Origin of the sequence: Acetobacter sp. AN02 (assembly GCF_029759835.1) — a bacterium.
In the GTDB taxonomy this organism is placed as follows: domain Bacteria; phylum Pseudomonadota; class Alphaproteobacteria; order Acetobacterales; family Acetobacteraceae; genus Acetobacter.
In genome coordinates this window covers 1-11,955 of record NZ_JAJJND010000071.1, presented here as the reverse complement: position 1 = coordinate 11,955, position 11,955 = coordinate 1, and the positions used below count along the sequence as shown (strand labels likewise).

Below are 11,955 nucleotides of genomic sequence, written 5' to 3'. Positions count from 1 at the left end.
GAAAACAGTCAGCACACACAGCCACAAAGTACAACCCTCACGTGCCGCAATCAGGCCTTAACTGACGACACGCCGTAAGACTGACTGCGACTCTCAGCCGTCCTGATGTGCTCCGGCCGTCTGCGACGCATCGAGAAGCTCCAGCACCTCGGACGCCGCGGCATCGGCCGCCGCCCTGCCCGAAGGCTCGGACAGCCCCGCCACAACCGATGCAAATCCCTCCTTCTGTGCCTGTGCGACAGCGGGATCATGCATCAGACGCGATACCATATCCGCAAGGCGGTCTGCACGGCAGTTTTCCTGAAGAAGCTCCGGCACCAGCTCATGCCCGGCCAGCAGATTGACCATCGCCACATACGGCACGCGGATCAGCCGTCGCGCCATCATCGCTGTCAGAGGATTGACGCGATAGGTTACTGCCATCGGCACACCTGCAAGCGCCAGTTCCAGCGTGGACGTCCCTGATTTGGTCAGGGCCACGGACGCTGCGGCAAAAGCGTCGTGCTTGTCTTCCGTTTCTGTCAGCAGGACGGGTTTGTGCGGCCATCCTTCCGTCGCAGCCCTCACGGTCTGCGCCACGACCGGAGACACCGGTATAACCGGAACGATATTTTCGTGACGCTGCGCAAGCAGCCTCAGCATTTTTCCGAACACAGGCAGCAGTCGCGGCACTTCGGAACGCCGGCTTCCCGGCATCAGAATCAGGATCTTCCGGTCCTCAGGAATCCCATGACGCAGACGAAACCGCCCGGCATTGCCGCGCTCCGCCCCCGACTGCAGAACGGGGTGGCCTACAAACCGCGCATCCAGCCCGTGCTTTCCGAAAAACTCTGTCTCAAACGGCAGAAGTACGAGAAGCCTCTCCCACAGCCCCGGAAATTTCCGGACCCGGTGCTCACGCCACGCCCAGACCTGGGGAGCAACATAATGGATACGCGGAATTCCCGAAGGCGCAATGCGGCGCAGCAGCCGGAGAGCAAAGCCCGGGCTGTCTATTGTAATCACGAGATCGGGCCGGCGGGACAGGATATCCGCAACAGCCTCGTCAAGACGTCGGGAAAGATGGCAAATACGGGGAAGGATTTCGACCAGCCCCATCACGGCAAGATCCCGCAGAGGAAAAAGCGTCTGAAGACCCGCTTCTGCCATCCGCTCCCCGCCGACACCGGCAAATCTCATGTCCGGCCGGGCGGCTTTCAGAGCCTGCATAAGGCGTCCCCCCAGGACATCGCCGCTGGCCTCTCCGGCAAGTATCCAGATCAGAGGACTTTCGAGCTTCATCAACCCGTTCCTATTCCGGACACTGTTTCGCAGGGGGAAGCAGTCTGAATTCCGTCAGGACGCCATGCAGGCGGAATTCCCCGAAATTCATCTCCAGATCATCCGACTCTCCGCCAGCATAATATTTCATGCTGTTTTCAAACTCCGGCAGCATCTCTGCCGGATCAGAGGAGAAAAATGAAAGTCTGACACGGGAGAAGGGAATTTTTCCAAGCTCAGGAAAGGATGCCCCGGCGTCTTTCAGCTTCCATCCCGACAGGTTCGCATAGACATGCTGGGCGCCATCAGGAGACGTGCCGTCAAACAGCATGGCATCAAATCCGGTCTCGCCTTTCTGTGCCGCCTCCAGAAGCGCCTTCGTATGCATCATCGGAAACAGCGTTCCGGCGGGAAGCGGCACCGTCTTTTTCGACGGCTGGTCGTAATGCACCTCTCCGGCACCGTCGGGCTTCAGTTCCGCCTCTCCGTCCACACGCAGAACAGTCTCATCATTATTCGTCTGCGTCGTACGGAACTTCATGGAACGTCCGTCACGGCTCTCAAGCGTGGTATAGTCCGACACCATTTCCACGGCCTGCCCCGTGCGTGACACGGTCCGGACCGTCAGACGCTGCTCCGTGGACCATGCGGAACACTCCTCACTGACGACATACGTCATCGTGCCTCCGGCACCGACAACGTCCCCGCCCGCCATCGCCGCAGGCCGCAGATCATACACCGCACGATGAGGGACAAGCCGGACAGCATCCTCTGCCCTGCAGATATCTGTCGCTGCACACAGGCACGCAGTAATTGCCACCAGAATTTCCAGCCGCCGCACCTGTTATCATCCTGTTCCGAAATACTTCCGAGGATTATACCCTACCGGGCTTTCAGACCGGCTGACAACTCAGAACCAGGTCCGTATTCCGAAAGTAAATTTCAGATCTCCGGTGCTGTCACCACGCGTTCGTGCCATTGGGCGGGCATTTCCCGCATATCCGCTGTAGACCACGGCAAGATACGGAGCGAACTGCCGCTTTATTTCGTACCGCAGACGCAGGCCGGTATCGATATCCGAAAGGCCTGTTCCGTTCCCACGACCGATATCGCGTTTCGAATAGAAATTCAGTTCAGCCTGAGGCTGGAGGATCAGACGGTTGGTCAGCAGGAAATCGTAGGATCCCTCTATTTTCCCGGCGATATTCCCGTCCCCACGCACATAGATCATTGCCTGGGTCTCGAAAAAATAAAGCCCCAGGCCCTGCAGGCCGAATGCCCCCCACGTCCGGGAGGGGCCATCGTCAATATCGCTCCGGACACCCGCCTGAAGATTGAAATAGGTGGAAATCGCACGGGAATAGACCAGTTCATGCTGACCATCTCCGAATTTCCCCTGAGGATTGACCGTGCCTTCAGATTTCAGCCAGACCCGGTTGTGATCGCCTCCGGCCCAGGCCTCTCCGTCGTAACGGAAATCCGTGCCGCCAGGACCATATCTTCCCTCGAGCTGATTAAAAATCCCATGAATATAGATACGGGAATCCTCGACAGGAGGACCACCGGGGCCGTAGGTCGCCGTCGTGGTTTGCGCCATCGCGGATACAGGCAGACAACATAAACAGAGAAGCGGAAGCAGCCTCATGACACGATCACCGTTCTGAACATGCCTGCATGCATGTGGTACATCAGATGGCAGTGAAACGCCCACATCCCCGGCGTATCTGCCGAGACAAGATAGCTCAGACGGCTCCCCGGCTGGGAAATGATCGTGTGCTTGACCGGCCTGTACTCGTTCTGCCCGTTTTCGATCTCGCTCCACAGACCATGCAGATGGATCGGATGCTCCATCATGGTGTCATTGATCAGGACCAGACGCACACGCTCACCCGTCCTGAGCCTGACAGGACCGGACTCAGAAAACTTCTTTCCGTCAAATCCCCAGATATAGCGCTCCATATTCCCCGTCAGATGCAGCACGATCTCTCTGGAAGGCGGCCGGGGATCAGAAGCCGGAACCCTTGCCCTGAGCATGGTATAATCCAGCACCCTGCGCCCGTTATCCTCAAGACCGTCTCCAGGGTCACCAAGACGGGACACCGGCACCTGAGCAATATTCTGATTTTCAACCGTGAGCCCCGGAGATCCCGGATCGACCCTGACCGAAGCAGGAAGATAGTCTTTTGCATAGGACACGGTTTTTTCAGGCATGTGATGCATCATGTGCCCCTCACCCATGTCCATATCCATATCTTCCATGCCCGTATCCGTCCGGGCATGGGAAGAACCCGCAGACGCCTTCATGTCGCCATGCATATCCATCCGGGACATATCCATTCCGGGCATATCCATGGACGGCATTCCCGCATGAGAACTGCCTGTACCGGCATGCTTCATGCCCGGCATGGATTTCATATTTCCCATGCCCATATCGATCATGGTCCGGACCGGTCGGGGATCCATCGGTGGAATTTCCGCATGCATCCCCGGACGTGGCGCGAGGGTTCCGCGTGCATAACCGGTTCTGTCCTCACTCTGGGCAAAAATCGTCCAGGCACGATCGCCTTCAGGCCGGACGGTCACATCATAGGTTTCCGCCACACCGATCCGGAATTCATCGACAGAAACAGGCTCAACTGCATTTCCATCCGCCTGGATGATCTTCATCTCCAGACCCGGAATCCGCACGTCAAAAAATGTCATCGCGGAAGCATTGATAAAGCGCAGACGCACTTTCTGTCCCGGCGAGAACAGTCCGGTCCAGTTTTCATCCGGGCCAAGACCATTCATGAGATAGGTGTAGATAATTCCGCTCACATCCGAGATATCCGTGGCGGACATCCGCATCCGAGACCATCTCAGACGATCCTGCAGAGCAGCGGCCGCTCCGTGCTTTTCGGCCTCCGCGGGGAATGAAAATGCTGTTCTTTGCCTGAAATTATAATAATCACCGCTGAATTTCAGGTTGCTCAGAATTTTCTCTCCCGGAACATCACTCCAGTCATTGAGCATCACGACATAATCATAAGGACAGGCATCCGGATCATCGCCCGCAGGATCAATGACCATGGCGCCATAGACCGCCTGCGTCTCCTGCATCCCCGAATGGCTGTGATACCAGTATGTTCCGCTCTGCTTCAGCGGAAAACGATAGGTGAATTTCTCACCGGGCTTTATACCCGCAAAGCTCAGCCCCGGAACACCATCCATATTCGCGGGCACGCGCAGACCATGCCAGTGAATCGATGTATCCTCGTCCAGCGCATTGATGACTGTCAGTTCCGCAACATCCCCCTCCCGCAGCCGCAGAACCGGCCCGGGGAGGCCGCCGTCGATACAGGCCTGCGATGCCCTCTGCCCGGCAACCGTCAGCCTGCGCTGCATGACGGTAAGATCATACCGGCTGCGGACCTCCTGCGGCACGAGCCCCCGGATGGCACCGGTTCCGCTATCAGCCCGGGCCGGGGCAGCCGCTCCGGACAGGATGGCTGCCCCCGTACCAGCCAGAAAACCGCGCCTGGTCGGATTGAGAACCATCAACAGCCACTCCTGCTTGCAAAACAGATAACCTCTTACAACATATACCCCATACGGGTATATGGAACAAGGCATGGCTTTCCGCTCCCTTCAGGGATCAGGAAAGGCTATGCTGCCCCGATTTCAGGAAAGCAGGAGTATTTTCATGTCTGACTCACTTACCCTCAGAATTGGCGGAATGACATGTGGCGGCTGCTCGTCATCCCTGCAGAAAGCCCTGAGCGCGGCTGACGGTGTCACGTCCGCCAGCGTCAGCCATGAAGACGGAACGGCTGTCATCACGTATGATCCGGAAAAAATCTCTCCGGACGCACTGAGACAGGTGGTCGAAGGCACGGGTTTCGACGTTCTCTGACAGTTCCCGTCATCGGATAAGGCCGCTTTCATGTCTCAGATTCTGGATCTTCCCGTCGGCGACATGTCCTGCGCAAGCTGTGCCGTCCGTCTGGAGAAGCGTCTCAGCCGTCTTCCCGGCACGTACGCCAGTGTCAGCTTCGCATCCGGCCATGCCCGTGTGGAGCTGACCGGCGGACAGACCACACCGGACACGGTGGTCGATGCCATCCGGAAGGCGGGTTTTACCGTACCAGATCAGACAGCCGATTACGACATCGGAGGCATGAGCTGCGTAGCCTGTGCGGCAAGAATAGAAAAACTCCTGAACAGGACGGAAGGTGTCCACGCTGAGGTCAATTTCGCGACGGAGCGGGCACATGTCACATGGACACCCGGCCTTGTATCGCAGGACGACATCATCAGCCGGATCACCGGAGCCGGATTTACCGCACTCCCCGCTGATACCTCCCTGTCCTCCTCAGACAGGAAACGCCGGCGGGACTGGCGCGCCGCCCTGCTGAATTTTCTCCCCGCCCTGGCTCTGTCCCTCCCGCTTTTTGCCGGGATGGCCGGAATGTTCCGGGGAGAACATCATGAGATGATCCCCCGCTGGCTTCAGTTCTGCCTTGCCACACCGGTGCAGTTCTGGTGCGGACGGCATCTGTATGACAGGGCCTGGAATGCCGTTCGCAGCGGCAGCGCGAATATGGATGTGCTGGTCGTGCTCGGAACCACGATCGCCTGGGCTTTTTCAGCCGTCGTCACCTTCGCCGGACTGCACGAGCCGGTCTATTTCGAATCAAGCGCCGGGGTGATCACCCTGATCCTGCTTGGCAGGCTGATGGAGACGCGCGCGCGCAACCAGGCCGGAGCCGGGATTGAGGGGCTGCTGAAGCTTCAGCCCGCCGTCGCCCATGTCGAGACGGAAAACGGTCTGACCGACAGACCTGCAGCATCCCTCAGGCCGGACGATATTTTCATCATTCGCCCGGGCGAATCCATCCCCGCAGACGGTCTCGTGCTCGAAGGCCTTTCGGAAACCGACGAATCCATGCTGACGGGCGAAAGTCTGCCCGTACCGAAAAAAACCGGCTCTGCCGTCTCCGCAGGAACGCTGAACGGGAATGGCGTGCTGCGTGTGCGGACCACGAATGCCGGACAGCACACAATGCTCGCCCGCATCACGCAGATGGTGGAACAGGCCCAGGGGTCGAAAGCCCGCGTCCAGCAGCTTGCGGACAGGATCTCCGGCGTCTTCGTACCGGTCGTTCTGGCAATCGCCCTGCTCACCTTCCTGATCAACGCGTTCATCGGACAGCCGCTGAATACGGCCCTGATCCGGGCCGTCGCCGTTCTCGTGATCGCGTGTCCCTGTTCACTCGGACTGGCGACACCCACCGCGATCATGGTCGGTACGGCGCGGGGAGCGCGCAGCGGCATCCTCTTCCGCAACGCCTCCGTTCTTGAACGTGTGCATCACCTGAACACCCTTCTGCTCGACAAAACCGGCACGCTGACCGAGGGCCGCCCGTCCGTCAGCGATATCGTCCCGGCAGACGGGGTGGAGGAACGCACCCTGCTCAGTATCGCTGCGGGTCTTGAGGCACAGTCGGAACATCCTCTGGCCCGTGCCATCGTCCGCATCGCAAAAGAACGCGGCATCACGCCCTCGGACGCACAGGATATTTCAGCTGTTCCCGGACACGGTCTCTCTGCCCGTATCGGAAGCTGGCCCGCTCTGCTCGGTTCGCCCCGGTTTCTGACGGAGCAGGGTGTGGAGGATGAGATGCCTGCTTTCGTGCAGGAGGCGGAATCAGCAGGGAAAACCGTCACGGCCATCGCCCTCGGCGGCCGCCTTCTCGGCTGTATCGCCCTGACAGACACGATCCGTCCGGAAGCACGGGAGGTGATCACCGCCCTGCAGCATGACCATATCCGCCCGGTGATGGTCACGGGAGACAATCCCCGCGCCGCACAGCAGGTGGCTACGGCACTCGGCATAACGGATATCCGCGCCGGAGTATTGCCGGATGGCAAGGTCGAGGCCGTGAAGGATTTCCGGCAGGACGGCGCGGTGACGGGTATGGCAGGAGACGGTATCAATGACGCACCGGCCCTTGCGGCCGCGGATGTCAGCTTCGCTATAGGCTCCGGATCGGCCATTGCCATAGAAAACGCGGATGTCGTGCTGATGCGTGATGATCTTCACGCCCTGACGGACGCCATTTCGCTTTCACGTGCAACCCTGCGGAAAATCAGACAGAATCTGTTCTTCGCCTTCATCTACAACATCATCGGCCTGCCCCTTGCGGCCTGCGGTCTGCTCAGCCCGCTGGTCGCCGGTGCGGCAATGGCTTTCAGTTCCGTCTCGGTGGTGAGCAACTCCCTGCTGCTCAACCTCTGGAGAGGAGCCCGTCAGCCGGAAAAGACCTGATCCCGTCCTTGAATACGGCGCGGGTTCAGGGGTAAGTGTGCGCTGACCGCCGCTCCGTCCGAACCGGACGAAAGCCCGGATTACGGTACGGAATAAGGATGACAGACGATGCGGGTGCTGCTGGTTGGGTCCGGAGGACGTGAACACGCGCTGGCCGCTGCCATTGCCCGCTCCCCCGAGCTGACGGCGCTGTGGATCGCACCGGGCAATCCGGGCACCGGGGCGCTTGGTACCAATGCTGCCATTGCTGCCGATGATGTCCCTGCCCTGCTGGACTTTATCCGCAGGGAAAAAATTGATCTCGTTGTCCCGGGGCCGGAAGCTCCGCTCGTCGCAGGGCTGGCCGATGCATGCGCGGAAGCGGGCATTCCGTGTGCAGGCCCCTCCATGGCTGCCGCAGCACTTGAGGGCAGCAAGAGCTTCACCAAGGAAATCTGCGATATCGCGGATATTCCTACCGCAAAATGGGAGCGGTTCGAATATCCCGCAAACGCCCTGGAGTTCATCCGTCGTCGCGGCGCTCCGATTGTCGTCAAGGCAGACGGCCTTGCAGCCGGCAAGGGCGTCGTCGTCGCCATGACTGCCGAAGAGGCCGAAGCCGCCGTACAGGACATGATGGCTGACGGAAGCCTGGGAGACGCAGGTCGTTCCGTCGTCATTGAGGAATGCCTGACGGGAGAGGAAGTGTCCCTCTTCGCCTTCTGCTCCGATGAAACCGCCGTACTGATCGGGGCCGCCCAGGATCACAAACGCATCGGAGACGGAGATACCGGACCGAATACCGGTGGTATGGGTGCCGTCTCCCCTCCGGCCCGTTTTGGCCGGGCGGAGCAGGAGGCCGCGCTTGACCTGCTGGTGCGTCCGATGCTCCGGGAGATGGTCCGTCGCGGCACCCCGTTCCGCGGAGTGATTTTCGCCGGATTAATGCTGACGGAGGCCGGGCCGAAGCTGATTGAATATAATGTCCGCTTCGGAGATCCTGAGTGCCAGGCTCTGCTGATCCGCCTGACCTCGGACCTTCTTCCCGCCCTGAAGGCACTGGCATCCGGCGACCTCGGCAATGCCGGGATCAGCTTCTCTGATGAGGCGTCCGTCGCCATCGTCATGGCCGCACGCGGCTATCCCGGCAAACCCGCCAGAGGCGGCACCATTACCTGCATTGAAGAAGCGGAGCGACTGCCGTCCGTTCGTGTTTTCCATGCCGGAACCGCCCTGCGTGAGCAGGACGGCGCTCTGATCGCCGCGGGAGGACGCGTCCTGACCGTCTGCGCCACAGCCACTGACGTCGCGGAGGCAAGGGAGCGGGCCTATGCCGGTGTGAGAGCCATCCGGTGGGACGATGCCATCTGGCGGACCGATATCGGGGCACGCGCGCTCTGAGGATATGAGCACCACGATTGTCAGCCCTCGCAGATTAACTCTGGCAACACACGCCTCCTCGGCATGTTTTTTCCTGTCCGGTATGACCTATTCTTCCTGGGCACCGCTCGTTCCCGCCGTACAGCACCGGATCGGCCTGGACAATGCCGGGCTGGGCAGCGTGCTGTTGTGTCTTGGTGCAGGATCGCTGATCACGATGCCTCTGGCCGGAATACTGTCCTCCCGGTTCGGATGCAGGGCTGTCATCGTGCCCGGGATTCTTGCGGCAGGGCTGAGTCTTCCTGTTGCAACCCTGACCACCTCAGGCTGGCAGGCAGCTATGGTCCTGATGATTTTCGGGGGCGGTCTGGGCATTATTGACTGTGTGATGAATATTCACACACTGAGTATCGAACGACGCGTAAGCCGGTCCATCATCTCAGGCGTTCATGCCTTTTTCAGCTTCGGTGCGATCGCAGGCTCTGCCGGAGTAACCACGCTTCTTTCTGTCGGACTGAATCCGAGCTGGACAGCCTGTGTGATTACGGCGGCCGATCTTCTGATCATGCTGTTCATCACCGGATGGCTGCTGAACGAGCGCACCGCCCGGGAGCCGTTCCTCGTGCGTCCGCATGGTGTCGTGATCCTTCTCGGGGCGATCTGTGCCATCGCTTTCCTTATGGAAGGCAGTATTCTCGACTGGTCCGGAGTGTGTCTGACGACGCTCCTGCACAGTCCGTCCGCTCAGGCGGGCCTTGGCTATACTGCCTTTGCGACGGCCACGACCCTGTTCCGCATGACCGGGAACCGGATCATCGCCCTGACCGGAAGGCGCCTGCTTCTGGCCGGTGGCACCCTGATTGCCGCAATCGGCGCCGCAATGATCGCTCTGATGCACAGCCCCGCCATGATCGTGGCGGGCTGTTTCCTCGTCGGGGCAGGAAACGCCAATCTTGTACCCCAGCTTTTTGCTCTGGTCGGCGCACAGAAAGCCATGCCTCAGCACCCGGCAGTCTCGGCCGTCACCACTCTGGGCTACGCTGGTGTTCTGGCCGGACCAGCGCTGATCGGTTTTATCGCACATGCAACAGGCCTGAGCACGGCATTCGCCATGCTTTCCGGCCTGCTCGTCCTGACTGCTCTGATGATCCTGCCCCTGACCCGTCCGGACGCATCCGGGGCAGGCTGACCAGCCGCTACTTCACGTTTCCGAGGCAGATGAACTTAAGCTCGGTGAAGTCCTCCAGCCCGTGACGCGATCCCTCCCGCCCCAGTCCTGAGCTTCTGATCCCGCCAAACGGAGCCTCCGCGTGGGAGATATGGCCGGTATTCACCCCGACCATTCCGCTCTCAAGCGCCTCGCTGACACGGAACACACGATTCACGTCACTGGTGAAGACATAGGACGCCAGGCCGAATTCTGTATCATTGGCACGCTCGATCGCTTCCTCTTCCGTCTCAAAGCGGAACAGAGGCGCCAGCGGGCCGAAAGTTTCCTCGCGCGCGACCTTCATCTCCGCCGTGACTTCCGTCAGAATCGTCGGTTCAAAGAACAGACCGCCAAGTTCATGCGGCTTACCGCCCGCAATAATCTTCGCACCGTGCGAGACAGCATCCTCGATATGATCCTGCACCTTCTTCAGGGCGGCCTTATTGATCAGCGGGCCGAACGTCACACCCTCATCGAAGCCGTTGCCCGTCTTCATGTGCCCTAAGCGCTCTGCAAGCCGTTCCGCAAACGCGTCATAGATACCGGCCTGAACGTAGAGCCTGTTCGCACAGACGCATGTCTGACCATTGTTGCGGAATTTGGCTGCAACCGCCTCCTCAACCGCCACTTCCAGATCAGCATCGTCAAAAACCAGCAGCGGTGCATTTCCACCCAGTTCCAGCCCCAGCTTCTTGATCGTGGGCGCACACTGTTCATAGAGCAGGGCACCGATTCTGGTGGAACCGGTGAACGTGAGCTTCCGAACCGTAGGATTTGACGTCATCTCTCCGCCGATTGCTGCCGCATCGCCGGTAACGACACTGAACAGACCGGATGGAAAGCCCGCGCGCTCAGCCAGAATGGCCAGGGCGATAGCAGAGAACGGCGTCTGCTCCGGCGGCTTGAGCACCATCGCACAGCCTGCGGCAAATGCCGGAGCCGCCTTGCGGGTAATCATCGCATTCGGAAAATTCCAGGGCGTAATGGCTGCCGTCACACCGACAGGCTGCCGGATCACCATCATCCTCGTTTCCGCCTCCGGCGGCGGGATGATTTCGCCGTACATCCGGCGGGCTTCCTCGGCAAACCACAGGACGAAGCTCGCACCGTAGGCAATTTCTCCGCGGGCTTCCTCCAGAGGCTTACCCTGTTCCAGGGTCATGATCCGGGCGAGATCATCCTGAGAGGCCATAATCAGCTCATACCAGCGGCGCACCTTATCGGCGCGCTCGGCTGCACTGACCTTTGCCCAGATCTTCTGGGCTTTCGCTGCAGCTTCAACAGCCTGCCGCGTCTCGCTCTGACCAAGATCGGGCACATGCCCGATCACACGGCCGGTTGCCGGATCCTCAACAGCAATCGTTTTTTCTGCCGTTTTCGCATCGATCCACTGTCCGCCCACAAGAACGGCCTCTCGGAAAAGCGACGTATCCTGAAGCTGCATAATTTTTCCCCGATCTGAACGATAGAGTTTCTGAACGGTCTTCACCCGGCAGACACCCTGCGCCGTAAATCACGCAGACTGCAAGCCGGTCATGACAGCGCAACGTCCGGAACGGTTCAGAGTGCCCTGGTCGCGAAAATTCCTCCGCGACGGCGACCGGCAGGCATATGCTCCAGGGAAAGAAGATAGTCGGACAGCTGTTCCGTCGGCACCCACGGCTCCGTCAGTATCTCATCGATCCTGATTCTGTCCGCCTGCGTCAGACCGGCAAGATCTCCCTTGCAGAAAAACGCCGACAGACTAGGTTCTGTTGACAAAAGACGGTAGCCACAATTTTACGGCTGCGAGGTTAAGAAAGGCGAGAAACGATATTCT

The 11,955-nt window shown here is 59.7% G+C and carries 10 protein-coding genes; 4 read left to right on the top strand and 6 right to left on the bottom strand.

What is annotated here, in order from left to right; translation table 11 throughout:
* Positions 1–93: 93 nt before the first annotated feature.
* The 4 genes from lpxB to LOC54_RS08940 all read right to left on the bottom strand — a co-directional run bounded on the left by lpxB (position 94) and on the right by LOC54_RS08940 (position 4,797).
* The gene (gene lpxB / locus LOC54_RS08955) at positions 94–1,281 is read right to left on the bottom strand and encodes a lipid-A-disaccharide synthase (RefSeq protein WP_279313473.1); all 1,188 of its coding nucleotides are present in this window, start codon (positions 1,279–1,281) and stop codon (positions 94–96) included.
* Between the two features lie 10 nt (positions 1,282–1,291).
* Positions 1,292–2,080 carry an EipB family protein gene (locus tag LOC54_RS08950; protein WP_279313472.1) on the bottom strand — a complete coding sequence of 263 codons (789 nt, stop codon included), beginning with the start codon at positions 2,078–2,080 and terminating at the stop codon, positions 1,292–1,294.
* A 90-nt stretch (positions 2,081–2,170) separates the two neighbouring features.
* The gene (locus LOC54_RS08945; RefSeq protein ID WP_279313471.1) at positions 2,171–2,857 is read right to left on the bottom strand and encodes a copper resistance protein B; all 687 of its coding nucleotides are present in this window, start codon (positions 2,855–2,857) and stop codon (positions 2,171–2,173) included.
* 44 nt (positions 2,858–2,901) lie between these two features.
* Positions 2,902–4,797, bottom strand: coding sequence for a copper resistance system multicopper oxidase (locus LOC54_RS08940; protein ID WP_279313470.1), 1,896 nt, complete (start codon positions 4,795–4,797; stop codon positions 2,902–2,904).
* Positions 4,798–4,942: 145 nt separating this feature from the next.
* Here LOC54_RS08940 and LOC54_RS08935 point away from each other — a divergent pair, with 145 nt between their 5' ends.
* From LOC54_RS08935 to LOC54_RS08920, 4 genes are all read left to right on the top strand, one after another.
* Positions 4,943–5,152, top strand: coding sequence for a heavy metal-associated domain-containing protein (locus LOC54_RS08935; protein WP_279313469.1), 210 nt, complete (start codon positions 4,943–4,945; stop codon positions 5,150–5,152).
* Positions 5,153–5,182: 30 nt separating this feature from the next.
* The gene (locus LOC54_RS08930) at positions 5,183–7,567 is read left to right on the top strand and encodes a heavy metal translocating P-type ATPase (RefSeq protein WP_279313468.1); all 2,385 of its coding nucleotides are present in this window, start codon (positions 5,183–5,185) and stop codon (positions 7,565–7,567) included.
* 108 nt (positions 7,568–7,675) lie between these two features.
* Entirely contained in the window at positions 7,676–8,947 is a 1,272-nt protein-coding gene (purD, locus tag LOC54_RS08925) for a phosphoribosylamine--glycine ligase (protein WP_279313467.1), read from the top strand.
* 4 nt (positions 8,948–8,951) lie between these two features.
* Complete coding sequence (locus LOC54_RS08920) at positions 8,952–10,115, top strand: MFS transporter (RefSeq protein ID WP_279313466.1); 1,164 nt, start codon at positions 8,952–8,954, stop codon at positions 10,113–10,115.
* A 7-nt stretch (positions 10,116–10,122) separates the two neighbouring features.
* On the opposite strand, the gene LOC54_RS08915 is transcribed toward LOC54_RS08920, so the two are convergent.
* Both LOC54_RS08915 and LOC54_RS08910 read right to left on the bottom strand, forming a co-directional pair.
* Positions 10,123–11,580 (bottom strand): NAD-dependent succinate-semialdehyde dehydrogenase, encoded by a 1,458-nt coding sequence (locus LOC54_RS08915; RefSeq protein ID WP_279313465.1) that lies wholly within the window; start codon positions 11,578–11,580, stop codon positions 10,123–10,125.
* Between the two features lie 116 nt (positions 11,581–11,696).
* Positions 11,697–11,897, bottom strand: a complete 201-nt coding sequence (locus LOC54_RS08910; protein WP_279313464.1) for a hypothetical protein — start codon at positions 11,895–11,897, stop codon at positions 11,697–11,699.
* Positions 11,898–11,955: the final 58 nt, after the last annotated feature.

Coding starts and splice junctions, on each gene's coding strand:
- LOC54_RS08930 (WP_279313468.1), top strand. CDS start 5,183: ATGTCTCAGATTCTGGATCTTCCCGTCGGCGACATGTCCTGCGCAAGC.
- lpxB (WP_279313473.1), bottom strand. CDS start 1,281: ATGAAGCTCGAAAGTCCTCTGATCTGGATACTTGCCGGAGAGGCCAGC.
- purD (WP_279313467.1), top strand. CDS start 7,676: ATGCGGGTGCTGCTGGTTGGGTCCGGAGGACGTGAACACGCGCTGGCC.
- LOC54_RS08940 (WP_279313470.1), bottom strand. CDS start 4,797: ATGGTTCTCAATCCGACCAGGCGCGGTTTTCTGGCTGGTACGGGGGCA.
- LOC54_RS08915 (WP_279313465.1), bottom strand. CDS start 11,580: ATGCAGCTTCAGGATACGTCGCTTTTCCGAGAGGCCGTTCTTGTGGGC.
- LOC54_RS08935 (WP_279313469.1), top strand. CDS start 4,943: ATGTCTGACTCACTTACCCTCAGAATTGGCGGAATGACATGTGGCGGC.
- LOC54_RS08945 (WP_279313471.1), bottom strand. CDS start 2,857: ATGGCGCAAACCACGACGGCGACCTACGGCCCCGGTGGTCCTCCTGTC.
- LOC54_RS08920 (WP_279313466.1), top strand. CDS start 8,952: ATGAGCACCACGATTGTCAGCCCTCGCAGATTAACTCTGGCAACACAC.